Annotated in this window: 24 protein-coding genes and 1 pseudogene; 9 read left to right on the forward strand and 16 right to left on the reverse strand. The window is 64.4% G+C overall.

What is annotated here, in order from left to right:
- The first annotated feature begins 294 nt into the window (after nucleotides 1-294).
- Nucleotides 295-1746 carry an FAD-binding oxidoreductase gene (locus tag MNQ99_RS09635; RefSeq protein ID WP_241912796.1) on the forward strand — a complete coding sequence of 484 codons (1452 nt, stop codon included), beginning with the start codon at nucleotides 295-297 and terminating at the stop codon, nucleotides 1744-1746.
- A gap of 418 nt (nucleotides 1747-2164) precedes the next feature.
- Here the strand turns inward: MNQ99_RS09635 and MNQ99_RS09640 are convergent, their stop codons facing one another.
- The 6 genes from MNQ99_RS09640 to MNQ99_RS09670 all read right to left on the reverse strand — a co-directional run bounded on the left by MNQ99_RS09640 (nucleotide 2165) and on the right by MNQ99_RS09670 (nucleotide 8189).
- A complete protein-coding gene (locus tag MNQ99_RS09640; protein ID WP_241912797.1) occupies nucleotides 2165-2824 on the reverse strand; it encodes an arsenate reductase ArsC in 660 nt (219 codons plus the stop codon).
- Nucleotides 2825-2877: 53 nt separating this feature from the next.
- Complete coding sequence (locus tag MNQ99_RS09645) at nucleotides 2878-4047, reverse strand: ArsO family NAD(P)H-dependent flavin-containing monooxygenase (protein WP_241912798.1); 1170 nt, start codon at nucleotides 4045-4047, stop codon at nucleotides 2878-2880.
- Nucleotides 4048-4094: 47 nt separating this feature from the next.
- A complete protein-coding gene (locus MNQ99_RS09655; protein ID WP_338423086.1) occupies nucleotides 4095-5915 on the reverse strand; it encodes an FAD-dependent oxidoreductase in 1821 nt (606 codons plus the stop codon).
- The gene (gene trxB / locus MNQ99_RS09660) at nucleotides 5908-6921 is read right to left on the reverse strand and encodes a thioredoxin-disulfide reductase (RefSeq protein WP_422387443.1); all 1014 of its coding nucleotides are present in this window, start codon (nucleotides 6919-6921) and stop codon (nucleotides 5908-5910) included. The genes MNQ99_RS09655 and trxB overlap by 8 nt, the downstream gene beginning before the upstream one ends.
- Before the next feature lie 10 nt (nucleotides 6922-6931).
- Nucleotides 6932-7354 (reverse strand): arsenate reductase ArsC, encoded by a 423-nt coding sequence (locus MNQ99_RS09665; protein ID WP_241912800.1) that lies wholly within the window; start codon nucleotides 7352-7354, stop codon nucleotides 6932-6934.
- 160 nt (nucleotides 7355-7514) lie between these two features.
- On the reverse strand, nucleotides 7515-8189 hold the full coding sequence (locus tag MNQ99_RS09670; protein ID WP_241912801.1) for an arsenate reductase/protein-tyrosine-phosphatase family protein: 675 nt from the start codon (nucleotides 8187-8189) through the stop codon (nucleotides 7515-7517).
- A gap of 46 nt (nucleotides 8190-8235) precedes the next feature.
- Between MNQ99_RS09670 and MNQ99_RS09675 the strand changes: the two genes are divergently transcribed.
- Both MNQ99_RS09675 and MNQ99_RS09680 read left to right on the forward strand, forming a co-directional pair.
- Complete coding sequence (locus MNQ99_RS09675) at nucleotides 8236-8976, forward strand: MIP/aquaporin family protein (protein WP_241912802.1); 741 nt, start codon at nucleotides 8236-8238, stop codon at nucleotides 8974-8976.
- 92 nt (nucleotides 8977-9068) lie between these two features.
- A complete protein-coding gene (locus MNQ99_RS09680) occupies nucleotides 9069-9416 on the forward strand; it encodes an ArsR/SmtB family transcription factor (protein ID WP_241912803.1) in 348 nt (115 codons plus the stop codon).
- A 305-nt stretch (nucleotides 9417-9721) separates the two neighbouring features.
- Here MNQ99_RS09680 and MNQ99_RS09685 read toward each other — a convergent pair whose 3' ends face one another.
- On the reverse strand, nucleotides 9722-12265 hold the full coding sequence (locus MNQ99_RS09685) for a helix-turn-helix transcriptional regulator (protein WP_241912804.1): 2544 nt from the start codon (nucleotides 12263-12265) through the stop codon (nucleotides 9722-9724).
- A gap of 190 nt (nucleotides 12266-12455) precedes the next feature.
- On the opposite strand from MNQ99_RS09685, the gene MNQ99_RS09690 reads away from it, so the two are divergent.
- Both MNQ99_RS09690 and MNQ99_RS19205 read left to right on the forward strand, forming a co-directional pair.
- The gene (locus tag MNQ99_RS09690) at nucleotides 12456-12884 is read left to right on the forward strand and encodes a DUF6325 family protein (protein ID WP_241912805.1); all 429 of its coding nucleotides are present in this window, start codon (nucleotides 12456-12458) and stop codon (nucleotides 12882-12884) included.
- A gap of 24 nt (nucleotides 12885-12908) precedes the next feature.
- The gene (locus MNQ99_RS19205; RefSeq protein WP_127512715.1) at nucleotides 12909-13181 is read left to right on the forward strand and encodes an SHOCT domain-containing protein; all 273 of its coding nucleotides are present in this window, start codon (nucleotides 12909-12911) and stop codon (nucleotides 13179-13181) included.
- Between the two features lie 165 nt (nucleotides 13182-13346).
- Here the strand turns inward: MNQ99_RS19205 and MNQ99_RS09695 are convergent, their stop codons facing one another.
- The 5 genes and pseudogenes from MNQ99_RS09695 to MNQ99_RS09715 form a co-directional block, all read right to left on the reverse strand.
- Nucleotides 13347-15224 carry a glycoside hydrolase family 15 protein gene (locus MNQ99_RS09695; RefSeq protein ID WP_241912806.1) on the reverse strand — a complete coding sequence of 626 codons (1878 nt, stop codon included), beginning with the start codon at nucleotides 15222-15224 and terminating at the stop codon, nucleotides 13347-13349.
- Between the two features lie 510 nt (nucleotides 15225-15734).
- The gene (locus MNQ99_RS09700) at nucleotides 15735-16103 is read right to left on the reverse strand and encodes a cupin domain-containing protein (RefSeq protein ID WP_241912807.1); all 369 of its coding nucleotides are present in this window, start codon (nucleotides 16101-16103) and stop codon (nucleotides 15735-15737) included.
- A 256-nt stretch (nucleotides 16104-16359) separates the two neighbouring features.
- Nucleotides 16360-16830, reverse strand: a complete 471-nt coding sequence (locus MNQ99_RS09705) for a pyridoxamine 5'-phosphate oxidase family protein (protein ID WP_241912808.1) — start codon at nucleotides 16828-16830, stop codon at nucleotides 16360-16362.
- A gap of 180 nt (nucleotides 16831-17010) precedes the next feature.
- Nucleotides 17011-17353 (reverse strand): annotated as a pseudogene (locus tag MNQ99_RS09710) (putative PEP-binding protein); the annotation flags it as partial.
- Between the two features lie 153 nt (nucleotides 17354-17506).
- Nucleotides 17507-18403 carry a ribonuclease Z gene (locus tag MNQ99_RS09715; protein WP_241912809.1) on the reverse strand — a complete coding sequence of 299 codons (897 nt, stop codon included), beginning with the start codon at nucleotides 18401-18403 and terminating at the stop codon, nucleotides 17507-17509.
- Nucleotides 18404-18517: 114 nt separating this feature from the next.
- Here MNQ99_RS09715 and MNQ99_RS09720 point away from each other — a divergent pair, with 114 nt between their 5' ends.
- On the forward strand, nucleotides 18518-19120 hold the full coding sequence (locus tag MNQ99_RS09720; RefSeq protein WP_241912810.1) for a DnaJ family domain-containing protein: 603 nt from the start codon (nucleotides 18518-18520) through the stop codon (nucleotides 19118-19120).
- A gap of 25 nt (nucleotides 19121-19145) precedes the next feature.
- Here the strand turns inward: MNQ99_RS09720 and MNQ99_RS09725 are convergent, their stop codons facing one another.
- Nucleotides 19146-19769, reverse strand: coding sequence for a uridine kinase family protein (locus tag MNQ99_RS09725; protein WP_241912811.1), 624 nt, complete (start codon nucleotides 19767-19769; stop codon nucleotides 19146-19148).
- Between the two features lie 149 nt (nucleotides 19770-19918).
- On the opposite strand from MNQ99_RS09725, the gene MNQ99_RS09730 reads away from it, so the two are divergent.
- From MNQ99_RS09730 to MNQ99_RS09740, 3 genes are all read left to right on the forward strand, one after another.
- On the forward strand, nucleotides 19919-20713 hold the full coding sequence (locus MNQ99_RS09730) for a lipoate--protein ligase family protein (RefSeq protein WP_241912812.1): 795 nt from the start codon (nucleotides 19919-19921) through the stop codon (nucleotides 20711-20713).
- Nucleotides 20714-20754: 41 nt separating this feature from the next.
- Nucleotides 20755-21864, forward strand: coding sequence for a GTP 3',8-cyclase MoaA (gene moaA / locus MNQ99_RS09735; RefSeq protein WP_241912813.1), 1110 nt, complete (start codon nucleotides 20755-20757; stop codon nucleotides 21862-21864).
- Between the two features lie 111 nt (nucleotides 21865-21975).
- Nucleotides 21976-22455: a DUF4262 domain-containing protein gene (locus MNQ99_RS09740; RefSeq protein ID WP_241912814.1), complete on the forward strand. Its 480-nt coding sequence runs from the start codon at nucleotides 21976-21978 to the stop codon at nucleotides 22453-22455.
- Nucleotides 22456-22493: 38 nt separating this feature from the next.
- Here the strand turns inward: MNQ99_RS09740 and MNQ99_RS09745 are convergent, their stop codons facing one another.
- The 3 genes from MNQ99_RS09745 to MNQ99_RS09755 all read right to left on the reverse strand — a co-directional run bounded on the left by MNQ99_RS09745 (nucleotide 22494) and on the right by MNQ99_RS09755 (nucleotide 24630).
- Nucleotides 22494-23123 (reverse strand): MBL fold metallo-hydrolase, encoded by a 630-nt coding sequence (locus MNQ99_RS09745; protein WP_241912815.1) that lies wholly within the window; start codon nucleotides 23121-23123, stop codon nucleotides 22494-22496.
- On the reverse strand, nucleotides 23120-24208 hold the full coding sequence (locus MNQ99_RS09750) for an S-(hydroxymethyl)mycothiol dehydrogenase (protein WP_241912816.1): 1089 nt from the start codon (nucleotides 24206-24208) through the stop codon (nucleotides 23120-23122). The genes MNQ99_RS09745 and MNQ99_RS09750 overlap by 4 nt, the downstream gene beginning before the upstream one ends.
- 164 nt (nucleotides 24209-24372) lie before the next feature.
- Nucleotides 24373-24630, reverse strand: coding sequence for a glutaredoxin domain-containing protein (locus tag MNQ99_RS09755; protein WP_127512700.1), 258 nt, complete (start codon nucleotides 24628-24630; stop codon nucleotides 24373-24375).
- Nucleotides 24631-24660 lie beyond the last annotated feature (30 nt).

Raw genomic sequence — 24660 nt, forward strand, 5'->3', positions numbered from 1 at the left:
AGCAGGGCGGAGGGGTGCTCCATGTCAGGGTCTTCAGGGAAGATCGGCCAATTCGCTCTTTTCTTGAAAAGCAGGCACTCCGGTGGGTCTGTTGTCCGGTGACTCCGGCGAATCTATACTTGAGGCCACCACGCGCTGTTCCAGTGCATTGTCGGCTGGACCGTATTCCCGGGCCGGAACACCTCAGGGCGCGTCCTGGGGCAGGTACCGCCCGGCATCGCCGGCACCGGCGAAATTCAATCCACTGCTGGATTAAAGGACGTCACACCCCCGCGTCAGGGAAGCAACAGACCGATGAACACAATGGATCATGGCGACCAGGACGGCGAAACCGACCGCGCGCTGCAGGAGCTGCGCAGCCACTTGGCCGGGTCGGTGATTGAACCGCAGGATCCGCTCTTCGACGAGGCCCGGGCAGTGTGGAACGGCATGATCGACGTGCACCCGCGGGCGGTTATCCGGGCGGGCACCGTTGCTGACATCGACCACGTCCTGGACATGGCGCGGAGCACCGGGCTGCCGCTGGCTGTGCGCGGGGGCGGGCATAACATCGCCGGCCATGGCACGGTCGAAGGCGGCCTGGTGCTGGATTTGGGCCAGTTGCGCGGTGTGGAGGTTGAAGCAGGGCAACGGCTTGTGACCGTCGGACCCGGGGCGACTTTGGCGGACGTCGACCATGCCACTGTTCCGCACGGACTTGCCGTACCGCTCGGGGTGATCAGCGCGACCGGGGTCGCCGGGCTGACCCTTGGTGGCGGTGTGGGCTGGCTGACCCGGTCCAACGGGCTGAGCTTGGACAACCTTGTCTCCGCGGACGTCGTCACCGCCACAGGCGAACACTTGCAGGTCAGCGAGAAGCAAAACCCCGAGCTGTTCTGGGGCCTGCGCGGTGGGGGCGGGAACTTCGGAGTGGTCTCATCTTTCACCTTCCGGGCCCGTCCGTTGCCGGTTGCCGTACTGGGTGGAAATTTCTTCTACCGCCCGGAGCGCTGGAGGGACGCCCTGCATGCCTTTGATCGCTGGACCCAGGACCTGCCCGATGAGATGAACCCGATCATCTCGATCCTGGTGCTGCCGCCCGACTTCGAGATGGGGGAGGAGCCGTGGATGATCATCGGCTTTGCCTGGGCCTCCGAGAACCATCAGCCAGGGCTCGAGTTGATTGGGCAGCTGCGGGAAGCGGCACCCCCGGACGAGGAGGAAGTGGGGCCCGCGGCCTGGCTGGAGTGGCAGTCCGCCATGGACAGCCTCTTTCCCAAGGGAGCCCGGGGGTACTGGAAGAACGTGTCATTCTCCAGGCTGGATGAAGAGGCCGTCGATGTCCTGGTCGGATTCGCCTCCGAGGTGACGTGGTTCGGAACGGGGATCGACATCCACCACATGCAAGGGGCCTTCGGGCGTGTGCCCGAGGATGCGACAGCGTTTCCCAACCGTTCGGCGAAGTACTGGCTGAACGTCTACGGCTTCTGGAAGGACCCAGCGGAGGACGAGCGGCTCAGCGGGTTCGCCCGGAAGGCCTACGCCAATATGCAGCCGCTTGCCGAGCACGGCCAATACGTCAACTTCCTCGGTGCAGAAGTCGGTTACGACGCCACCGAAGCCGCACGCCAGGCCTACGGGCCGAAAACGTACGACCGGCTGGTGGCCCTGAAAAACCGCTTCGACCCGCAGAACCTGTTCCGCCTCAACCACAACATCGTGCCGACGCACTCAACGGCGGGGTCCCGGCCCTCTACGTCGCCATGAACCGGGGCGAGGTGGCATCGAGTGCGCCCCGCGACTCGATGGCGCCCTCGAGTCGGATCCGCGCCTGCACTACGCCGAGCATTTCATTTCGCTTACCCGGGCAGAGGTTGAGGCCGAACGGTTGGCGGGAACTGGATTTTCCGTCTCATCTTGAGACCAATGACACCCCGGCGTGAAGGCGGCGATCGAGAAGGTTCACTTTTTGCACGAAAGCTAGTTCGAGGCAGTGGGCGTCTGCTTGAGCAGGGGGGCAATCCGGAAGGAACAGAACACGCAGCAATCCCCATCGGGGCCCGCAGGCGCTGCTTGCATGCCGGGCGCACCCAGAAGAACTGACAGGCATCGGTCGGCATCTGTGAGGTGGTTTCCTGCCCGCATCCGGACATGTGAGTACGGACGTCAGTTCCACTGTCATCGTTCAAGACCTCAATCCAGGGGACAGGCTGGCCAAAAGCCCTTGAACGAGTTGGTCGAGTTGGTCGCGGATTGCCAGCACTTCTTTCAAGGAGCGGTCCTCTGGGGCGTCGATCTGCCAGTCTTCGTATCGTTTTCCGGGGTAGATGGGGCAGGTATCCCCGCAACCCATGGTCACAACAATGTCGGCTGCCCGAACGACGTCGTCGGTCAGGGGTTTAGGGAACTCCTGCTCGAGGTTGATGCCGAGGTCGTTCATCACGGCGGTGACGTTGGGCAAGAGGCGTTCGGCGGGCATCGATCCGGCTGAGCGGACGTTGACGGTGTCGCCCGCGCGGTGTTTGAGCAGAGCGGCGGCCATTTGAGAACGGCCAGCGTTGTGTACGCAAACGAAGAGGACTTCGGGCTTGCCGCTGGGACGGCTTCCTTTCGAATGGGCCAAGGCCGTGAGCCGGTCGTAGGCAAAGTGGCGCGTGGTGGACGGGAGGTGGGTGGTGATCCGGGCGGTCCTGGCTAAGGCCGTGTAGGACTCGAAGACATAGCGGTCGACCATTTCCGGGGTGAAGATTCCTGTGAACTTGCCGGCCAGTTCCTGGCTGATTCTGCCGAGGATGTCTTCGGCGGGAGCCACGCCTTTCAGCCGGTCATCGTTTTCGTCGTTCACATTGTTCCCCTTTGAATGCGTGGCGTTGGTGGGTGGCTGAAGGCTTGCTGTCGCTACTGGTGGAGTTCGTCCTGCAGTTGGCTCTCGGTGGAAGGGACCGGTGGTGCGCCCGAGGCAGCTGCCGCGGCCACGGTGTCGCGGGCCATGGCCCCGGCGCCGATGAGGGTGGCCGATGCGGGTCCGCACCAGTCGCCGTAGCCGAGGAAGAACAGACCGGGGCAGTCGGTAGACCGGCTGGCTAGGGCCGCCGACGTTTCGGGGATGCCGTTGCGGGTGGTAAGACCCAGGGGTTGCAGGTGCTGCAGATCGGGCCGGAATCCGGTGCACCAGATGATGACGTCGGCTTCCAGCTCGTGTCCGTTGTCCCATTGGACACCGCCGGGGATGAACCGGGAGAACATCGGCGAGGCCTGTAGGTGTCCGGCGTCTCGTGCTGCCCTGACGGCGGGTACGGCAACGATGTCGCCGAAGGAGGCGACGCCGCCCGGGCTGGGTTCGCCGTTCGCGACTGCGCGGGCGTGCTGGGTGGCGATCTGGAACAGTGCCCGGCCATCGATGTCATCGGGAAGGTAGTGCGGCGGCTTCCGGGTCACCCAGGTGACGGCCGCGACGGCGGTGAGGTCCGCCGCGATCTGCGCTCCGGAGTTCGCGCCGCCAACCACGATCACCTTCAGCCCGGCAAAGCCGTGCCGGTCCCTGTAGTCGGCCGTGTGCAGCTGCCGCCCCAGGAACTGCTCGCTGCCGGGCAGTTGCGGGATGTAGGGGGCGTTCCAGTTCCCGGTAGCACTGATGACGACCCTGCTGGTCCACCGTCCGTTATCGGTTTCCGTCGTATACCCGTTGGTGGTTTGCTGCACTGCAGTGGCGGTGACGGGCCGGTGGACGGGCAGACTGTAGCGGGCCTCATAGGTGCGCAGGTAGTCCACGACATGGTCCGCTGAAGGGTTGCCTTGGCCATGCCAGGGCGGCATCTGGTAGCCGGGCAAGGAGCTGTAGGCGGCCGGGGAAAACAGTTCCAGGCTGTCCCAATAGTGCTGCCAGGCACCGCCGGCCCGGTTATTGGCGTCGAGGATGGCAAAGTTCGGGGCCGGGCCGGACCTACCGGCGGCCGCGTCCCGCCGCAGACGGTTCAGGTAGAACCCCGCGGCAAGGCCAGCCTGACCTCCACCGATAACGAGGACGTCGACGTCACGTGTTTCGCCGGTTGATCCTGTGTGCTGCACTTTCGTCCTGTCCTTGCCGGGGAGTGACCTACGGTGGAAGCGCGGGGTCAGGCGCTGGGTTGTGAGCCGGTGAGTTCGGCGTGGAGCTCTTGGACGCGTCGGTGGATGTCGTCGCGGATCAAGCGCATCCGCTCGATGCCCTCGATGCCGCGTTCAGAGGGTTCGTCGGTGTCCCAGTTCTCGTAGCGGGTGCCCTCCGGGACCGTGACCTCAGCCTCGGGGCCCAAGGTCACGACGACGTCAGCATCCCGCAGCGCGGCGTCAGCGACGGGTTTGGGCTTCTCGGCGCTGATGTCGATGCCAAGTTCGGCCAGGGAATCGGCCGAAAGCGCGTTGATCGCGTTGCCGGGTTTGGTCCCGGCCGATTCCACCTCAACGGTTCCGCGAGCCAGATCACGCATCAGGCCGGCCGCCATCTGCGACTTACCGCCGTTTTTCACACAGATGAACAGGACACTCGGTGTGCGCTCCTGCCCGGCGGAGCGTCCATGTGCCAGCCCGGTGGGGATGCCGAGGAACGCCGGCTCGGGAGCTGCACAGCAGGATGCCTCGTCGGTGCCTGCTGGCGTGGGGGTTGTGTCGCAGCTGCCGCCGAGGTCGGAGGAGCAGACACCGGTTTCGGGCAGGACGAGTTCGACGTTGTCAGCTGCCTCCTGGTCGCCTGCCAGTGCCGCGGCGATGGAACGGACCTGTTCGTAGCCGGTGGCCATCAGGAAGGTCGGCGCACGGCCGTAGGACTTCATCCCGGTGATGTAGAAATCTTTCTCCGGGTGGGACAACAGTTTCGCGCCGTGGGGTTCGACGGTACCGCAGCTGTGGAATTCAGGGTCGATGAGCGGGCCGAGTTCCCGCGGGGCTTCCACCGCCGGGTCCAGGTCCAGCCGGACTTCGCGCAGCATGTCCAGATCCGGGCGGAAGCCGGTGGCCGGCACCAGCAGGTCCACGTCCAGCTGCGCCTGGCCATCAGCTGTGGTTCCGAGGACGGCCAAGGTGTCTGCGCTCTTTAAGCCGGTGATCGTGAACGAGGTGTGCAGCTCGACGGCTCCGTCCTCGACCAGGGCGCGCAGGCGGGAGCCGAGTGCTCCGCGGGCCGGCAGGCCGTCGAGGTTGCCGCCCCCGTACAAGGTGGCCGCAGAGTTGCGGCGGATGGCCCAGCTGATCCGGGTGCCGGGTTCCTGCGCCGCCAGCTCGCCCAGCGACAGCAGGGTGTTGGCGGCCGAGTGCCCCGCACCGACGACCAGAACGTGTTTGCCGGCGAAGCGGGCCCGGCCGCGTCCTGTGACATCGGGCAGCGGGTCGGTGATGAATCCCGCCGCGCGGGCTTCAACCTCCCCTTCCGCTAGGAGCCCGGCCTGCCCGAGCGGGTTCGGGGTGTTCCAGGTGCCGGAAGCATCGATGACGGCGCGGACACGATGATCGGTGGTCGCGCCCTCGGCGTCTTCGACCCGGACCAGGAACGGGGTGGTTTCCCGGCCGCGGGAGTGCGTCTTGTCCAGGCCGTCCCGGCTGATGGCGGTGACCCGGCGGGAAGTCCGCAGGGCGCCGGCGATCGCGGGGACCGATGCCAGCGGATTCAGGTACTGCTCGATCAGTCCGGCGCCGATGGGAAGTGCCTCCGGGTCCGGTTCCTGCCAACCGGTTCCGGCCAGCAGCCGGCGTGCGGCGGCGTCGATGTTGTACCGCCACGGCGAGAAGAGCCGGATGTGTCCCCACGCGTCGATTGCCGCGGCAGGCGTGTCGCCTGCTTCGAAGATGACCGGCTTTAGCCCGCGTTCGAGCAGGTGGGCGGCGGCTGCCAGCCCGACCGGACCGGCGCCGATGACGGCGACGGGAAGCTGCAGAGTCTCGGTTTCAGTGTTCTCAAGCATGGATGCTCTCCTCAACGAGTGCGGTGGCGATGCTGTCGGTGTCTTCCAAGGCTGCCAGGTAGCGTTCGGCGTCCAAGGCCGCGGAGCAGCCGGTGCCAGCGGCCGTGATGGCCTGCCGGTACCGGTGGTCCACCGCGTCGCCGCAGGCGAAGACGCCGGGGAGGTTCGTGCACGTGGTGGGGGCGTCGACCTTGATGTAGCCCTCGTCGTCCAAATCGACCTGTCCCTTGACCAGTTCGGTGCGCGGCAGGTGCCCGATGGCCACGAAGATCCCGGTCGCGGGCAGGTCCGTGGCGGTTCCGTTGACGGTGTCGGTCAAGGTGACGCCAGTGACCTTGCCGTCGCCGTGGATGGCGGTGACGGCGCTGTTCCAGGCGAAACGGATCTTCTCGTTGTCCTTCGCACGCTGGGCCATGATCTTTGAGGCGCGCAGGGTGTCGCGGCGGACGACGACGGTGACGGTCTTGCCGAAGCGGGTCAGGAAGAGCGCTTCTTCCATGGCCGAGTCGCCGCCGCCGACCACGATGATGTCCTGTTCGCGGAAGAAGAACCCGTCGCAGGTGGCGCACCAGGAGACCCCGTGGCCGGAGAACTTCTTCTCCTCCGGCAGGCCGAGTTCCTTGTAGGCGGAACCGGTGGCCAGGATGACCGCTGGTGCCCGATAGGTGTTCCCGCCCATGGTGGTCACCTCTTTGAGGTGGCCCTTGAGCGAGACGGCGGAGACGTCGTCGTACTCGATGACCGCCCCGAATCTGTCTGCCTGGACGCGCATTTGTTCCATCAGGTCCGGGCCCTGGATACCGTCAGGGAAACCGGGAAAGTTCTCCACCTCGGTGGTGTTCATCAGGGCGCCGCCGGCGGTGACCGCTCCGGCAATCACCCGCGGCCGCAGGCCTGCGCGGGCGGCGTAAACGGCGGCGGTGTAGCCTGCCGGGCCGGATCCGATGATGATCAGCTGTTCGGTCTGGACGTCGGTGCTCACGAAGCTCTCTCCTGCTGCTCTCATTCGGATTGGTCTACTTGGCGGCCGGGATCAGGGATTCGATCAATCCCTCGATGCGGGTCTTGATCTCGTCGCGGATGGGACGGACAGCGTCCACGCCCTGCCCGGCCGGATCCTCGAGGACCCAGTCCTCGTAGCGCTTGCCGGGGAAGTAGGGGCACTCGTCGCCGCAGCCCATGGTGATCACGACGTCGGACTCCTTGACGGCCTCGGTGGTGAGGACCTTGGGGATCTCGGCGGACATGTCGATGCCGAGTTCGGCCATGGCCTCCACCGCGGCCGGGTTGACCTGGTCCGCGGGCTGGGAGCCGGCGGAGCGGACCTCGATAGCGCCTTCAGCAATGGTGGTCAGGAATGCCGCCGCCATCTGCGAACGGCCTGCGTTGTGGACGCAGACGAAGAGGACGGAAGGCTTCTTGGTGGTATCGGTGCTCACGGGTTACTCCTGGGATTCAAATTGATGGTGGGTCTGGTTGGGTGTGCGGCCCGCTCCCTTGCTGCACCGACTCGGTATTGATGCTTGTCGATGGATGGAGTATCCGGCACTATATTGATGATTGTCAATATGTGCGTGCGGTTGTCCTGCCCATGACCGTTCAGGCGGCGTGCAGGCGTGGTGCGAGATCGCTGATGCGGTTGGAGATGTCGAGGAAAGCGTGTTCGAAAGCGACGTTGGTATTCAGCCGGAGAGGATCCGGTACTGACCAGTGGATTCCTTCCAGGCCGGGGAGTTCCTCGTGTGCGTTGTCGCACACAGTGACGATGAAGTCGTCACTCGTTACGACGTCAGCCAGCTGACGCGGACTCGCCTTCCCGAGGTTGATGCCGTGCCGCTTTGCGATGTCGATGGCCCCTTGGGCGACGCGGTCTGCCGGATGCGTGCCCGCCGACGTTGCCGGGATTTCACTCACGCGTCGCCATAGGGCCGTCGCCAGTTGCGACCGAGCGCTGTTGTGCGTGCAGACGAAGAGGACGCGGCGCACTCCGTGCTCCCGCCCGGGGGAGAGTCCCTCCAGCGCCCCGGAGGTGAGCCTGACATAGCTGCGCCGTTTGTCCGCCTCCGAGCGGTGGCGGGTCGCGAGCCCGGCAGTTTCCAGCGTGCGCAAGTGATGGGACAGCAGGTTGGAGGGGATGCCGAGCTCGGCCTGCAGTTCCGTCGGCGAGTAGTCGCCGAGAGTCAGCAGGTCGATGATGCGCAGGCGGGCAGGGTCTGCGAGGGCTGCATGCTTTGCGGCACGCGCCTGAAAGTCCTCGGTTAGCTCAGTAGTCATTGATTCAATTTTGACTGAGTTAATTTCTTCGGTCAAGCTGGATCTTATGACTTCACATCAGCCGCCCTTGTGGCGCCGCGCTGTCGCCGAGATGCTCGGCACGGCCCTGCTTGTTTGCATCGTCGTCGGCTCGGGCATTGCCGCGCAGCAGCTGTCCCCGAATGATGTGGGACTGCAGTTGCTGCAGAACAGCACCGCCACGGTGCTGGGCCTGACGGTCCTGATCCTCATGTTTGGACCGGTCAGCGGCGCACACTTTAATCCTGTGGTGTCCCTCGCTGACTGGCTCCTGGGCAGGCGCAGCCGCACCGGCTTGACCCTTGCGGAGTTGGGCACGTATGTGGTGGCGCAGATGGTCGGGGGCATCGGGGGTAGCGTGCTCGCCAACGCCATGTTCGAGGTGGGTACGTCCATCTCGGCCAAGGACCGAGCCACTGCGGGAACACTGCTGGGCGAGGTGGTTGCGACCGCTGGGCTCGTTCTGCTGATCTTCTCCCTGGCTGCCACTAGACGGGGTATCCTCGCGGCTCCCGCTGTGGGCGCATACATTGGCGCGGCGTACTGGTTCACTTCCTCGACGTCTTTCGCCAACCCGGCGGTAACGGTCGGCCGCATCTTCAGCGACACGTTTGCCGGCATCGCGCCGAGCTCGGTCCCCGGTTTCGTGCTGGCGCAGCTGGTCGGTGCGGCAGTGGGTGTCGGCCTCCTTGTGCTCCTCTTCCCAGCGGCGTCGCGCATGGCCGACGACGTTGTTGTCCCGCACCCTTCGCAGAAGGACGGATCCTGACCGTCACTGCATGCATGAGTTACTCGCCGGCAGAAACGGGCATGCCGCCCTCATACATTGATGGCGGTCAATGTTCGGGCATAATGGTGTGCATGAATGCGCTGCCCATCCTTGAACCGGCCACGAAAGAAACCTGCTGCCCCCCAGCGGGGACAGTTCTGGGCGCCGAAGCGGCGAAGGAAAAGGCCATCATTTTCAAGGCCCTGTCCGACCCGAACCGACTGCGCCTGCTCTCCATCGTCAAGGCCGAAGCCTCGGGCGAATCGTGCGTTTGCGACCTCACCGAACCCCTGGACCTCGGCCAGCCCACCGTCTCCCACCACCTGAAAATCCTGGTGGATGCCGGCCTGCTGCATCGCGAAAAGCGGGGCACCTGGGCCTACTACTCCCTGGCCCCCGGCGCCCTGGACAAAGTCACAGGCATCCTGGCCAACCTATGAGCGCCACAGCAACCCTGAGAAGCATGCAGCGCTCTGATTGGCCCGCCATCCAAAGGATTTATCAGGAAGGCATCGACACAGGTCATGACAAAAGGATCTTCACAGCGTCCGCACCGAGGATGAAACCGTCATAGGTAGGGGCGTAGATAGGGCCCCCGGTGGCGGCGCTCCCTTAGGGGAGGCCGCCTCTTTGCGAGCAGGGCAGGAAAGCCGCCAGGGATATCGGGACAGGATTGAACCCAGACCTCACCCCTAGAGTATGAAACCGGAAACCGAGCAGCTCGGCCTCGACCACATCTGAATCTCTAGATGATTCCGCGGGCCGCAGCAATCTTGAGAACGTCCCGCCGGCTTGCCGCGCCGAGCTTCCGGTAAATCGATCGCTGGTGCGTCTTGACCGTGTTCACCGAAATGAAAAGTGCCTTTCCGATATCCGCAGCGGTCATCATTGAGCGCATATAGGCAAGGACTTCCAGTTCACGCTCCGTGAGACGCCAGTAGAGAAACGTCGTCAGGTTGTCGCCGTGGGTATTCTCCTTTAGCTGGGCCGCAACAAACGCCTCGTGCGCGGTGCCCCACACCGCGTGCCGCATAAGAAGTCCAGATAGTTCGTCTCTACGGTCGGCGAATGGGCGCAAGATGCGCTGCGGCTCCGCGAGAGAAACCGCATGCTCAAGCCGCTCGTGCGCCGCAGCCAAGTCGCCGTCCTGGGAGGCCAGGAGGGCCTCGGTCAGGGCGATACTAGTGCCCGTGTATGAGTTACGCTCTCGTTCCGTCACGGCGTGCGTGCAGTACAGCGCCTCGGCAAATTTGCCGCCGCGCCTGAGTAGCTCGGCAAGGAACGCAATCACCAGTGGAGGATTCTTTGCGTCCTGAAGAGGCTTTGCAATCGCCAGCGCGCCGGCCAGGTCTCCTTCGGCTTCGGCAATTTTTGCGCTTGCCATCGTCGAAAACGCATTCCATGAAGGTCCGTACAGTCCCCGATCTCGAAGCGACAACAGCATCTCGCCGGAGGCGGCGATCTGGGCGGAATCGCCCCTGGCACAATCGACCAGGATCCGGTAGACAGCGCATAGCTTGTCGATCGAAGAGGCCTGAGTTCCCGAGGGCAGGACGTTGTCCAGGTGCGTTCGAGCGCCCGGCAGATCATCAATCCAGTAGCTTGAGATCCCTTGTGCCAGCCAGAGGCCTGCCATCCGGCCCTCCGGGCTCCATCCGAGTTCGTCGGCTCCGCTTAAGGCGTGGACCACTCGCTTATCAGCGGCCGCCAAATCGCCCGCCAGTGCATATGCCAACGCGATCTCCGAGGTGATGATTACTTCATCTGCCACTGCCACATGGCTTGCATCCGCCGTGTCTGCGGCCGAGGGTGCCAGAAGTGTGGGTTGAACTTCCTCGTGCTGACGAACGCGAGCCTGTCCAGGCAGAGGCATGCCTGGGGTGGGCATCAATCCGAGCAAGTCCACGTACAGTTCGAACCGTCTCCGGGGCGCGGCGTCCAGTGCAGAAACACCCTCAAGCGCTCGGTCGGCAAGATCGACGGCGGACTGTGCGTCACCCGCCAGCGCACGGCACACAGACCTGATCATGAGTACTCCGGCGTGGTCACACCATGGTGCCGGCAGGTCGAGACACAGCTGTTCGAGGGGGTAGAGGCCGTTGCGCAGCAGATACTCCAACCAGTGAGCTACAAGGGAGGTCACGGCTTGCTGAGGTTCTTGCCCCTGAAGGGCATGGCTGACACTCTCGGATATGTCGAGGTCCTGGTAGTAGCGGGCGGCAATCCGGTGAAGGTGCTCCGCGAGAACTGGGTTGCGCTCCTCCAGTATTTCCCGACACTGGGCTGCAAACAGGGGTTGCCACTGGTAGACGGACTTGTCGCCGCGTGAGACCTTCTCCTCGATGAACAGGCCCTTTCTGATGCACTCTTGGAGGAGGATTCCGCCGGTTTGCACACCGGACAGTTCGATTGCGAGTGCATGCTCAAGCCAGTCGCAGGTCGTGGCTCGCAAAACGAAGTCTGCCAGCGTTGGGTCAAGTTGGCCGAGAACTTCTTCGGCAATGTATTCGGTGAAGGCTCGCGCCGCGGGAAATGCGCCGGAACCGTCGTCGTGCTCCTTATGGGCGTGGGTTCCACCCAGGCCGGCATGGAGGGCCACCGGCCACCCACCGGTGGCCCTCCAAACCGCTTCAACATCCACCTCGGCGGCCCGTCCAAGGCTGAACGCCAACTCCGTAGCCTCCTGAAAGGTGAAGGCCAATTCAGTGGTGCGGAATTCCTCCAACCCGTCGCCATAGCGGAGTTTCTCCAACCGCAAGGAAGAATGGTCACGGCCCGAGAGTACTAGCCGTAATGCCGGAGGGGCTGAGCTGGTGAGCACACCTACAATACCGTCGGCCAGTCCCGGGCCGGCCAGATGCACGTCATCTAGGACGAGGGCAAGGGGTTCCTCCAATAGGTCGAGCGCCGCGAGGAGGTGGTCATAGGATGCAACTTCGTCCCCGGCCTCAGACTGATCATGGGCAAGCAGGATGTCGTTCATCACGGGGGACAATCCGTCGGCTGCCGACTGTATGGCGGCTAAGACGCCGCGGAACAACCGATCGGGCCGTACGTCAAAGCGGTCGAGGGTGAGCCATCCTGAAGCCTTGGTGGTATCCCGAACCCAGTCGCTCAAGATCGTCGACTTTCCGTAGCCCGCGGGAGCTTCGACGAGTATGAGCCTGTGCGAATCGGCGGCAACCGACAGGGCCTCGCACAAACGCGGACGCTCAATTGCCAGCTCCGCGCGACGGGGGGGCTTGATCTTGAACTGGGGACTAGGCGAGATATGTCCCACGTCGCTCATGCTAGGCGCAGACGATGCGATTCAACAAGGGCCAAGCGGTATTTCTGGGGCGTGTATAGCAGCCGATAGGGATCACACGATCGGTCGCGTGGCTGCCATGGCATCAGATCATCCGGGGCGGGTGAGGTCTGACCGGTTCGGCATAGGGAATATTTATAGGACTTGCAGTTCCGGCCAACAGGAGCCACACATGAAAGTCGGACCCGTTGAAGTGATGATCTGTGCGTTTCGGCGATCGGAGGTCGACCCAACCGTCATCGATGCGCTGAGGGAGGCGGTCAGGCCTGGAGCGGTGACTATCATCGATCTGGTTTTGTTATCGAGAGACCAGTTCGGAGTAGTGCACGTTCGCGACCTGGAAGACCACCTTCAGGAGGCCTGGTCTGGCCTCATTGACCATCCCCGGTTGCTGACGCTGCTCAGCGACACGGACCTCGAAGTCGCTGCTGAATCAATAGGAAACAACGAAACAGCATTGGTACTAGCTCTGGAACATCGTTGGGCGCAGCACCTTTCTGATGCCGTACAGGATTCAGGAGGCGTAACCACCCTATACGCGAGAATTCCCCACGACACTGTGGTCGCCGCCGTCGAAGCAGCCGGCATTTCCGCGACCTGAACCGGACACGGACCCAGAATTCTGATGACTTTTGCAAGAAGCGGCCTGCCCGGGCTGCTCGGGACCATAGCGAGATCTGCTGCCATCTCGGGTGCGGCGCGCGTAACAGCAGGTTCAATCGATGATCGAGTGCGTTCCCGGCGGGCTGCTGAACAGCGGGCGCCGAGTGTCCCGTCCGCGACGCCTGCCGGTAAAGAGTGGCTGGCTGATCAGCTGGAGATACTCGCGGAACTGCACGCCGCCCACGTATTGACTGACAAGGAATTCGCCGCCGCGAAAGCGAGGCTCCTGTCATGACCGTCGGGGGAGAACCCCTTCTCAGCTGCAACTGTGCACGCCCAACTGAATTCAGCGCGCCGCCCATTGGGCATCCACGCGACGCCGTATAACCACTGGCGCAAAACCACTGGGGATGGCCGGGCGACGCAGCGGCCCCATACGGTCGGGACGTTGACTACGGTCTTACGGCGACGTGTGCCCTGTCTGGCCCCTAAATCGCCGACCATTCTGCGCGGCGTCCAGACGCTCGTTGAGGGTCATGGCGGCGTCGATGAGTGCCAGATGCGTGAACGCCTGTGGAAAGTTGCCGATCTGCTCTCCGGTGGCAGCGATCTCCTCGGAGTACAACCCGACGTGGTTTGCGTAAGTCAGCATCTTGTCGAATGTCAATCGTGCCTCTTCGAGCCGCCCTGACCGTGCCAGGGCATCTACGTAGAGGAACGTGCAGAGTGAGAATGTCCCCTCCGAACCACGCAGCCCGTCGGGGGAGGCGCTGGGGTCGTAACGGTAGACCAAGCTATCTGAGACCAACTCTGTATCCATCGCCCGGAGGGTCGACTGCCACATGGGATCTTGCGGGGACACGAAGCCGACCTGGGGCATCTTCAGCAGCGCGGCGTCGAGGACCTCATCTCCATACTGCTGGACGAATGCCTGGCGTTCGCTGCTCCACCCCTTTTCCATGATCTGCTGGTATATGGCGTCTCGTTCAGCTATCCATCGGGCGAGTGGCGCCGGCCGCCCATGCGATGTGGCGAGTCGGATGCCCCGGTCAAACGCGACCCAGCACATGAGTCTTCCGTACGTGAAGTCTTTGCGGCCGCCCCGGGTCTCCCAGATCCCTTCTTCCGGCTGGTCCCAGTTATCGGCGAGCCAATTGAGCAATTCGGAGATGGCGAGCCAACCGGATTGTCCGATTCCGACGCCTGCGCCGTCGAGGTAGTACATCGCATCGAGCGCTTCGCCGTAAATGTCCAGTTGGAGTTGGTCAGCGGCTCCGTTTCCAATCCGCACCGGGTAGGAGCCGCGATAGCCCTTCCAATCCTTCAGGACCTCCTCGTGGAGGTCGGAGCTGCCATCAACGCGGTACATGATGTCCAGCGGGTAGGAGCCTTCCGCGCGTGGCTCGGTAACACGGTTGCGGAGCCACTGGCTGAAGGCGACAGCCTCGTCGACGAATCCCATGCGAAGCAGTGCGTGAACTGAGAATGATCCATCGCGGACCCAAGTGAATCTGTAATCCCAGTTGCGTTCCCCGCCGATCTGTTCCGGAAGACCGGCTGTGGGAGCAGCCACCAGGCTTCCGCTGGGGGCATAGGTCAGCAGCTTAAGCGTGATGGCCGACCGCTCCAGGACCGCGCGCCACCGTCCCGTATAAGTGGATTGACTGAGCCAGTCATGCCAAAAGTGCGCGGTGTCGTCGGCCAACTGTTGGGCCTCCGCCGGTCGTATGAACGTGGGGGAAACATCCGGGCCGGTTTCCAGCACGACCCCGCGCATTTGACCTTCCTCAAGGTCGAGGACGGCCCGCAGCATACCTTCGTCGGTGGATATGGAACGCCCTAGCCGTTCGTCATCCTGCTCACGGATGAGGCTGAGACTCAGACGTGTCTCGCCGGCGTCGAAGACTGCGCCGGAATCAGAGACACTCAGCTCATGGCTCTGACGTCCGTAGTCGAACCGGGGAGCAACCTCAATGTCGAACGAGATTTTCCCGCGTACGCATCGGAACATCCGCACAAGCCGGTGCTGCTGGCTGGGGGCAGTGCCGGTGGTGGGAATCATGAAGTCGGTGAGTTCTCCGACCCCTGCTTCAGTCAGGAAACGCGTAATGAGGATCGCTGTATCGGGGAAATAGAGTTGCTTCGTTGCAAATGCTTCCTCGCGAGGCCGCGTGGTGAAGTGGCCTCCGCGCTCATGGTCGAGCAAGGAGGCGAATATGCTGGGCGAATCGAAGCGTGGGCTGCAGAACCAATCAAGAGTGCCGTCTGTAGCAACCAGCGCCGTCGTCTGCAGATCACCGATCAGACCGTGGTCGGCGATCAGTTGGTGTTTGTTCATCACGAAGACCTTTTCTTCAGGTAGCTGAGGCTGTTCTGACGCCGGATGTTGAAAGGGAAGGGAAGGTTTCGCGGCATCATTTCGTCAGGCTGGAATCCTGGCGACTCTTGTTAATGTTCTGGGCGTCCGCGGCCGGTGTCATCATCCCTCAAGGATGAGCAACCACTGACGGTCCCGTGACGCTGTCTCGGGCCCGAACGCACGAGAGCATCCTCAGCGGCGGCCTTCACTCGCGGCAACAGATTCAGGACGCTGCCCCCGCGCATGGACGGAATCCCGCTGCATCAGTGGCCGATGGTTGCAGGCGGGCATGACGGAGGGTGCAGGGTGTACAGGATGATTGTGAGCGAGGAACAGTGTCCGGGTTACTGAGGTAATTCCGGCTGCTCGAGGCGCGTCAGAACGCAGTCATTCCACTTCCATGGCGAAAGGCGCCTGGTCAACACACCCTGAGTCAATCGAGATGCTGCTCCGGCCGGTGCTGGCGAGGAATATGCGGCCGATGTCGATTTAGTCGCGTCGCTTGGCGTAGTCGGCGTACCCCGCCCAGTCGATGACTACGCATTGCTCGTCGCCGATGACCCAGGCATCGTGGCCCGGCGGGACCGACATGTAGTCACCGGCGGTGAACTCACTTTCTTCGCCGTCGTCCATGACGATCTTCATCCGTCCAGACAGCACGTAGCCGGCATGGTTCGCTTGGCAGCTGTCCGTCTTGGCGATCGGCTTCACGTGCTTGGACCATTGCCAGCCGGGCTCGAAAACGGCCCGTCCCACGCCGCCAGCCTCAAGATGAACTAGGTCCAGCTTTCCTTTGCCGTCCTCGAAGGGCCGGGTTTCTTCGGGTTCGTTCAGACTCTTGCGGATCATGCCAGCCATGAGGATCTCCTTTGAACCAAAGGTGCGATGCTCAAAGTGTGGCAGCCTCCCGGGAACGGGTCAATGAGCCGGCACAGCGTGCCCGGCAACGCCGAGGCAGACAATTTCGACCTCATCGGGGGGTCCTAGCGAGACAAGGCATTGGGGTGCTCCATGCCTTTGTCGCCCGGTGCGGGCGCACTCTCAAGTCGTCGAGGCAGCACAAGAATCTGCTGGTGCTAGAGGGATGCCGGCGGCCTGAGGAGAAGTAACCAACCTATTCGAAACCCGCCCTTGTCGCATTGTCCAGAGTGATTTCCCATGTTTGCGGGGGCGCGATCGTAAACCGGCGGCCAGTAATGGCGTCGGGGGTGATGCGAACAAAAAGGTCCTTGGGACCTGGACTCCACGGAAAAAGGAGTTGGGCGACGTTGGTCCGGAATTCTTCGGTCTGTTCCACCTCTGCCGCCCGTCCTTTGACGACGACACTCCAAGCGACGTTGGTGCGGCCATTGATGTGGTCGGCTTCCAATGCCACCGGTTTTCCCTCCAATGCCGCGGATAATTTGGTGCCCGGCGCAGTGCGAAAAACGATGGTCTCTTTGTCGGTCCGGAAGTTGAGCGGAAACAGTTCCGGGTGGTCGTCGACCCAGACAGCAAGACGGCCCAACGCAACACCTCGAAGCAGTCGCCAGCAGTCGTCCGCTTCCAAAACTTCAACGGTGGGCGGTGAGGGCTTGTTCTCCATGGCGGCGAGCCTACTCCGAACCCAAGCAGCGAGCGAGTGTTCGCATTCTCTTGACTTTGACTCCTTGGTCCCCTCTCAGGGAGCTCTGTAAATCGCTAGGCACTCCATCGGGGAAGCCTTGACCAGTGGGCGTCCCGCAGCGCGTGCACCGAGTGATCGAGGACGTCGACTCCGGTATCGTCGAAGTTCGGCGGCGGCAATAATCGGAATTGTCTTGAGCACGGTGTCTGGGATTCAGGGAAATCGAGTCGATCCCCTGATCGATGAGGAACTCGGCGAAGTCGGTTTGGTTGCTGGGGCCTTGACCGCAGATTCCGATCTTGATTCCGGCACGGTGGGTCTGGGCGATGACGTCCCGGATCATGTGTTTGACCGCTTCGTCCCGTTCGTCGAACAGCGGGGCCAGCAATTCAGAGTCGCGGTCAACGCCAAGGATGAGCTGCGTCAAGTCGTTTGAGCCGATGGAAAAGCCGTCGAACCGGGCAGTGAATTCAGAAGCGAGAATGACGTTGGACGGTATCTCGCGGTTAGTGTGCCAACATGGCCCGACCGCGTGCCAGAGGAAATAGGCCGGATCCCGGACGCTGCCGCCGGCGGGGGAAGAGACCGGGCGGCGGAACGGTGCTGGCACTGGTGTGGGGCAGGGACGGACGCGGGCCTCCCGCGGCCAAGGTCCTCACATCGCGGTGGTCTGCCGGCGCTTGGGAAAGGGGATCACGTCCAGGTCCCGTGCAATAACGACGGCGGTGTTCCCCGCACGGGCGCGGGCCTGCTCGCCAAGCGGAGTCAGGTCGGCGTAGCGCGATGAGAAGTGCGTGAGCACCAGCATGCCCACCCCGCCGCCGGCCGCGAGGTCGCCTGCCTGTCCCGCCGTGAGGTGGCGGTACTGCGCTGCCAGCGCGCCGTCGTCGTCACTGAAGGTGGACTCCGCCACCAACAGGTCCGCTCCGTCCGCGAGGTCCTCCGCGCCGGGGCACACCGCCGTGTCCATGACGAAGGCGAACCGCTGGCCGGGCCGCGGCACGCTGACATCTTCCAGCCGCACACCGTTCAGGGCGCGCTGGTGCCGCAGGCGTCCGATGTCGGGACCGGAAACCCCGGCGGCGGCGAGTCGCTCGGGCAGCAGCGTGCGGCCGTCGGGCTCGGTCAGACGGTAGCCATAGGCCTCAATCCGGTGGTCCAGCCGTTGGACTTCGAGTCCATCCGCAATGGCACCGGCCGCGCCGTGCGGGTGCAGGTGCAGGTCCAGCCCCGGCGAGGCGAGCGAGACCAGCGCGCGGACCACGTCCTCGCCGGAGGCGGGGTAATGCAGGTGGACCGGATGCTCGACGCTGTCAAGAACCATGCGCGAAAGCACGCCCGGCAAACCGTAGCAGTGGTCGCCGTGCACATGCGTGAGGCAGATGCGGGTGATCCGGCTGGCCGAGACTCCGGCCAGGAGCATTTGCCGCTGCGTGCCCTCGCCCGGATCGAACAGCAGGCCCTCGTTGTCCCAGCGCAACAGATAGCCGTTGTGGTTGCGGGTTCGGGTGGGGACCTGGGAAGAGGTGCCGAGGACGACGAATGCGCGCATGGCTCCGAGTCTGCCACCGTGCATTGCCGCGTGTAGTCCGGGCTGGGAAAATATCAACAATCGCCCGGTGACAGCGCAGCCGGGCCAAGGCTCTACGGAGGCGGTGAGGGACAGATGGGCAGGGCATCCGGAGACAACAGCCGTCGGATGGAACGCGCCGCCGAGTTGCGCGCCGCGCGGGAACACGGCCCGGCCGTTCCGGAGGATGCCGAACAGACCGCTGCGGACGAGGAGAAGCAGCGGAAAATCCGGGAGATGGACACCTCCCGACGCGCTGAGTATCTGGTCCGGGAGGCGATGGCGCGCGGCGAGTTCGACGACCTGAAATATGCCGGCAAACCGATCCCGAACCTGGGCAACGGCTACGACCCGGACTGGTGGCTCAAGGGGTTGATCGAGCGCGAGCACCTGACCGGGCTGGGCCCGGAAGCCCTGCTGCTGCGTACCGAGGACGCAGAGCTGGACGGCCGGCTGGACCAGCAGGTTGCGGAAGTGCAGGTGCGCGAGATCCTGGCGGACTTCAACGCCAGGGTGGTCAACGCGCGGCGCCAGTTGCAGGGCGGCCCGCCGGTCATTACCAAGACCCGCGACGTGGAGTACGAGGTGGAACGCTGGCACGAACGCCGGGTAGCCAAGGCCGCCGCGGCGGCAGATGAGGCGCCGGAGCCCGAGCCGAAGCGTCACTGGTGGCGCCGGATCTGGGACGTCACCGAGTAGGTTTGGAGCGAGCAGGTTCGGAGCGCTACTGTCGGCCGCCGACCGAAAGCGGCTGCAACCCGGCCAGTTCCTTCTTTACCTGCCGCTTGGCGACGGCGCGGAACCCTGCTTCCAGGTAGCGTTCACGCACGCCTCGTTCGGAGCGGAAGAGCGCCCAGCCGCGCTTGAGCAGGAACGGCAGCGGTTTGCGGTGCTCGCGGAGGTCACGCACCAGCCGGCGCACCGCCGTCGTGATGGGAGGGACCTTGATGAAGACGGCGTGCACCTCCACCCCGAGGCTGCGCAACGGGGCCAGCACGGCATCGGCGAAGATGCCCTCGGCGATCACCGGGCCTTCGGCGAGATGCAAGGTGCGGTGACCGGTGTAGCTGGAGGTGGCGATGGAGCAGTTGGGGATCTCGGTCCGCCCGGTCTGCAGCAACTGCACCATCGCGCGGGCCGCGGCGTCGCTGTTCCAGGTCCCGGGATGGTCCCAGTCGATCTCTCCGTAAGGCGTTTGCGGCAGCGGAGAAGCGGCGGTGTGCTCGCCGATCTCCCGGTAGAACCCGTCGAGCTCCACGTGCGGTCGGCCGAAACGGGCCGCCAGATAGGACTTACCGGAACCGGAGGCGCCGCCGAGCAAAATGAGCGGGGTTTGGGGAGAAGGCACAACGCTATTATTCCGTGTCCGGCGCTTACGTCCCGACCCACCCGTGTCCGGACACGGGCTGTTCGGCGCAGGCCGCCGGCCGCGCCGTAAGATGGCAGGGGTATTCCGCCCCAGCCGGAAGCGCGGAGCAGCACGTTGAGGAAGCAGGCATGACGTTGGAGCAGCCACCGCAAACCGCTGGCGGACTTGAATGGGTCCAGCAGCCGGAATCGTTCGGTGCGGAAGCGGACCTGCAGTACGGGCTGGAACTGCTGGCCGCCGCCAAGCAGGGGCGGCTGGGCCCCACCATGCGCGTCTACCGTCCGGCGCCGACCGTGGCGTTTGGCCAGCGCGACGCCCACCTGCCCGGCTTTGAAGAGGCGGCACGGCGCTGCCGCGAACTCGGATTCGAACCGCTGGTCCGCAAGGCAGGAGGCCGTGCCGCGGCATACCACGAAGGCTGCCTCATTCTGGACCATGTGGAGCCGCTGGCCGATGCCATTGCCGGCGCGAAGAGGCGCTTCAGCCAGTTCGGCGAGCTCATCGCCGCAGGCCTGCGCGACGCGGGACTGCTCGCCGCCGTCGGCGAAATCCCGGGGGAGTACTGCCCCGGCGAGTTCAGCGTTCACGGCGCGCACGCGGTTGATCCGCTGCGCCGGGTCAAGCTGGTAGGGACCGCGCAACGGGTAGTGGCGGGCGCCTGGCTGTTTTCCTCGGTGGTAGTGGTGCAGGATTCGGCTCCGCTGCGCGAGGTGCTCACGGCCAGTTACGACGCACTTGGGCTGGACTGGGACCCGGCGACCGCCGGGTCGGCCGAAGACCTGGTGCCAGGGCTGAGCGTCGCCACGGTGGAACGGTCGCTGCGTGCGGCCTACTCCGGCCACGCCGCGGTGCGGGACGGGGCGTTCGGCGAACTGATGGCCCTGGTGCCGGCGCCCGTTGTAGTCCGGGTGCAGCCAGCCTAGTCTGGAAGGGACTTCAAGTCCCGGCACGGCGGAGGCGCACCATGGACGGGCCAGCGCAGCACGGTCCGCACACTCTGGACGACACACTGGGCCGGCCACTGCGGGATCTGCGGATCTCCGTGACCGACCGGTGCAACTTCCGCTGCGTCTACTGCATGCCCAAGGAAATCTTCGGGCGCGATTTCGTTTTCCTGCCGAAAGACCAGCTGCTCAGCTTCGAAGAGATCACCCGGGTGGCCCGGATAGCGGCCGCCCAGGGCGCGGAAAAGATCCGGCTGACCGGCGGCGAACCGCTGCTGCGGCGGGGGATCGAAAATCTGGTGGCCGGGCTCGCCGAGCTGCGCACACCCGACGGCCTCCCGCTGGACCTGGCGATGACCACGAACGGTTCGGTGCTGGCCCGCAAGGCGGGGGCGCTCAAAGCGGCCGGGCTGTCCAGGGTAACGGTCTCTCTTGACTCCGTCGATGACGCCACCTTCCGCCGGATGAACGACGTCGACTACCCCGTGGCCACGGTGCTGGAGGCAATCGAGGCCGCGGCCGCCGTCGGGCTTGGCCCGGTCAAGGTGAACATGGTGGTCAAGCGCGGAATGAACGACGGCGGCATCCTCGCGATGGCGCGCCACTTCCGCAATACGGGGCACATCGTGCGGTTCATCGAATACATGGATGTCGGCTCCACCAACGGCTGGAATCTGGAGCAGGTGGTCCCCTCCGCGGACGTGGTGCGCCGGATCGATGCCGTACTCCCGCTGGAACCGCTGGCTCCCCGCTACGCCGGCGAGACCGCGACGCGCTTCCGGTACCGCGACGGCGGCGGCGAGATCGGGATGATTTCCAGTGTCACTCAGGCGTTCTGCCACGGCTGCACCCGGGCCCGGTTGAGCACCGATGGGAAGCTGTTCACCTGCCTGTTCGGCACCGCCGGCACCGACCTGCGGGCTCTGCTGCGCGGTGGCGCTGACGATGACGAACTGGCCGGCGTGCTCGCCGGCGTGTGGCGCCGCCGGTCGGACCGTTATTCGGAGCTGCGCAGCGCCGAGACCGCGGGCGTTGATCCTCGTTCCGGCAGCGCTCCGGCCGGGACTGGTGCCCCGCCTGCGGCTGGCTGGCCGGGGCGGAAAGTGGAGATGCACTATATCGGCGGCTAGGGCCCACTTATCCACATCGGCCTTATCCACATCGGCGGATTCGCCGGTGCCGTTGCAGCGGACGCGGATGCAGACTGGCTGGACAATCCGATCAGTCGGCAAGAGGAGCCCATGGTGTGCGATATCTGCAACGGCATGACCCAGCGGGAGGCCAGGGAGAAGACGCTCCGAACCATCGACAAGTACGGCTGGCAATGCATGATTGTCGAGGGGGATACCGACAACACCGCTTTTGGCTACACCATCGGGCTGACCCAGGTGCAGCATCCCGAAATACTGCTTACCGGACGGACCTTGGCGGAAACCCACGCCATTCTCAGCCTCTTGGCGCACCGGGTGCTCCACCATGGCCGCACCCTGGTTGCCGGGATGGAAGTACCGTTGCGGCCGCGGAAGGTGGCGCTGGCCCGGATTGAGCGGCCGGAGGATGTGCTCCTGGTTGCGGCAGATATTTACAAGGGCCGGCTACGCGGCCTGCAGGCCATCTGGGCCGACGAGGAAGGGCTGTTTCCATGGCAGCAGGACGTCCCGGATGTGCTGACCCAGCCCCTACACGGAACACCGCCCGTGCTCAGGCCGAAATCCGGTTGAGCGCGGGCGGTGTAATGGGAGTTGGATAGGGGGCGTACTCAGTGCCCGCGGGCAATCCATTCGTCCAGTTGCGGTGCCTCGGCGCCGATGCTGGTGGCATCGCCGTGGCCGGTGTTCACCGTGGTCTCGGCCGGCAGCGTCAGCAGCCTGTCCTTGATCGACTCGATGATCGTCTCGAAGCTGGAGTAGCTGCGGCCGGTGGCGCCGGGGCCGCCGTTGAACAGCGTGTCGCCGCTGAACAGCACGCCCTCAGACTCCAGATGGAAGCAGACCGAGCCGGGGGAGTGGCCCGGAGTGTGGATGGCCTTCAGCTGCGCCCCCGCGACCTCGAACGTATCGCCGTCCTTGATCGAGTGGTCCGGCGTGCTGTCCGGGAAGACCGTGTCCCAGAGCATCCGGTCGTCGTCGTGCAGGTAGACCGGTGCCTTCACCAGGTCCCGGAAATCGCCCACGGCGCGGATGTGGTCGTCGTGGCCGTGGGTCAGCAGAATGGCCTTCACGGTCCGGGAACCGACCGCGGTGGCGATGGCCTGCGGGTCGTGGGCCGGGTCGATGACGAACACCTCCGCGTCGTCACCGACAATCCAGACGTTGTTGTCCACGTCCCAGGTGCCGCCGTCCAACGAGAAAGTGCCGGAAGTGACCAGGTTTTCGATCGAGGCGCTCATGCGACCTCCACCACCGAACGCAGGACCTTGCCTTCGTGCATCTTGTGGAAGGCGGCCTCCACGTCATCCAGCGTGATCCGCTCGGTGACGAAGGCGTCCAGGTCCAGGTTGCCCTGCTTGTAGTGGCTGACCAGCATGGGGAAGTCGCGGGAAGGCAGGCAATCGCCGTACCAGGAGGACTTCAGCGATCCGCCGCGGCCGAACACATCCAGCAGCGGCAGTTCGAGCTTCATGTCCGGCGTCGGGACGCCCACCAGCACCACGCGGCCGGCCAGGTCGCGGGCGTAGAACGCCTGCTTGTAGGTTTCCGGGCGGCCCACGGCTTCAATCACGACGTCGGCGCCGTTGCCACCGGTCAGCGCCCGGATGGCCTCCACCGGGTCCTGCTCCTTGGAGTTAATGCCGTGCGTGGCACCCAGGGACTTGGCCAGTTCCACCTTGTTGTCGTCGATATCTACCGCGATGATCGTGGTGGCTCCGGCCAGTTTGGCTCCGGCGATGGCGGCGATGCCAACACCGCCGCAGCCAATCACGGCGACGGATTCGCCGCGCTTGACCTCACCGGTGTTGATGGCCGCGCCAATACCGGCCATGACACCGCAGCCGAGCAGGCCCACCGCGGCCGGATCGACGTCGTCGTCCACCTTGGTGCACTGGCCGGCGGCCACCAGGGTCTTTTCGGCAAAGGCGCCGATGCCCAGGGCGGGGGAGAGCTCGGTGCCGTCCTCCAGCGTCATCTTCTGCGTGGCGTTGTGGGTGTTGAAGCAGTACTGTGCCTGGCCGCGCTGGCAGGCCCGGCATTCGCCGCAGACGGCGCGCCAGTTCAGGATCACGCGGTCGCCGGGGACCAGGTTGGTCACGTCCGGGCCGACGGCGTTGACCACGCCGGTGGCTTCGTGGCCGAGCAGGAACGGAAAGTCGTCGTTGATCCCGCCCTGCTTGTAGTGCAGGTCCGTATGGCAGACGCCGCAGGTGAGGATGTCCACCAGCGCCTCGCCCGGACCCGGGTCCGGCACCAGGATAGTTTCGATGGAGACCGGCGCATTCTTTTCCAGGGCCACTACTGCCCGTACCTTGTGAACCATGCGGGAGTGATTCCTTCCTAGCGAAGTCTGGCGGGGCCGTCGTCGGCCACCCTGCCCATCCTAGGAAGAAAACAGGGGCGCCACAATTTCCAAAACGAATGTTATGAAAACTGTGGCGCCCTTGATGCTTGCGGTTCGAATTCCGGCGGCGGAGCCTGCGGCTGCTAGACGCCCAGGCGCTCCTTGACCAGTGAGAGCGGCGGGTTCGTGGCGCTGCTGCCATCCGGGAAGAGCAGGGTGGGAACCGTCTGGTTTCCGTCGTTGAGCTTCTCGACCAGCTCGGCGGTGCCCGGGACCTCTTCGATGTTGATCTCGGTGTAGCCGATGCCCTGCGCATCGAACTGGGTCTTCAGGCGACGGCAGTACCCGCACCAGGTGGTGGAGAACATGGTGACGGTTCCGGCAGCAGGTGTGTAATCCAAGGTGGCTCCTTCTGGTGTGAAAGCTTTGTG

The sequence above is a fragment of the Arthrobacter sulfonylureivorans genome, from assembly GCF_022637435.1.
In the GTDB taxonomy this organism is placed as follows: domain Bacteria; phylum Actinomycetota; class Actinomycetes; order Actinomycetales; family Micrococcaceae; genus Crystallibacter; species Crystallibacter sulfonylureivorans.

Bases quoted from the DNA above. Each gene is read 5' to 3' on its own strand.
- trxB (WP_422387443.1), bottom strand. From the start codon at position 6,921: ATGAGAGCAGCAGGAGAGAGCTTCGTGAGCACCGACGTCCAGACCGAA.
- MNQ99_RS09705 (WP_241912808.1), bottom strand. From the start codon at position 16,830: ATGGAGAACAAGCCCTCACCGCCCACCGTTGAAGTTTTGGAAGCGGAC.
- MNQ99_RS09695 (WP_241912806.1), bottom strand. From the start codon at position 15,224: ATGAACAAACACCAACTGATCGCCGACCACGGTCTGATCGGTGATCTG.
- MNQ99_RS09745 (WP_241912815.1), bottom strand. From the start codon at position 23,123: ATGAGCGCCTCGATCGAAAACCTGGTCACTTCCGGCACTTTCTCGTTG.
- MNQ99_RS09700 (WP_241912807.1), bottom strand. From the start codon at position 16,103: ATGGCTGGCATGATCCGCAAGAGTCTGAACGAACCCGAAGAAACCCGG.
- MNQ99_RS09635 (WP_241912796.1), top strand. From the start codon at position 295: ATGAACACAATGGATCATGGCGACCAGGACGGCGAAACCGACCGCGCG.
- MNQ99_RS09690 (WP_241912805.1), top strand. From the start codon at position 12,456: ATGAAAGTCGGACCCGTTGAAGTGATGATCTGTGCGTTTCGGCGATCG.
- MNQ99_RS09685 (WP_241912804.1), bottom strand. From the start codon at position 12,265: ATGAGCGACGTGGGACATATCTCGCCTAGTCCCCAGTTCAAGATCAAG.
- MNQ99_RS09740 (WP_241912814.1), top strand. From the start codon at position 21,976: ATGGTGTGCGATATCTGCAACGGCATGACCCAGCGGGAGGCCAGGGAG.
- MNQ99_RS09680 (WP_241912803.1), top strand. From the start codon at position 9,069: ATGAATGCGCTGCCCATCCTTGAACCGGCCACGAAAGAAACCTGCTGC.
- MNQ99_RS09715 (WP_241912809.1), bottom strand. From the start codon at position 18,403: ATGCGCGCATTCGTCGTCCTCGGCACCTCTTCCCAGGTCCCCACCCGA.
- MNQ99_RS09720 (WP_241912810.1), top strand. From the start codon at position 18,518: ATGGGCAGGGCATCCGGAGACAACAGCCGTCGGATGGAACGCGCCGCC.
- MNQ99_RS09730 (WP_241912812.1), top strand. From the start codon at position 19,919: ATGACGTTGGAGCAGCCACCGCAAACCGCTGGCGGACTTGAATGGGTC.
- MNQ99_RS09670 (WP_241912801.1), bottom strand. From the start codon at position 8,189: ATGACTACTGAGCTAACCGAGGACTTTCAGGCGCGTGCCGCAAAGCAT.
- MNQ99_RS09675 (WP_241912802.1), top strand. From the start codon at position 8,236: ATGACTTCACATCAGCCGCCCTTGTGGCGCCGCGCTGTCGCCGAGATG.
- MNQ99_RS09750 (WP_241912816.1), bottom strand. From the start codon at position 24,208: ATGGTTCACAAGGTACGGGCAGTAGTGGCCCTGGAAAAGAATGCGCCG.
- MNQ99_RS09655 (WP_338423086.1), bottom strand. From the start codon at position 5,915: ATGCTTGAGAACACTGAAACCGAGACTCTGCAGCTTCCCGTCGCCGTC.
- MNQ99_RS19205 (WP_127512715.1), top strand. From the start codon at position 12,909: ATGACTTTTGCAAGAAGCGGCCTGCCCGGGCTGCTCGGGACCATAGCG.
- moaA (WP_241912813.1), top strand. From the start codon at position 20,755: ATGGACGGGCCAGCGCAGCACGGTCCGCACACTCTGGACGACACACTG.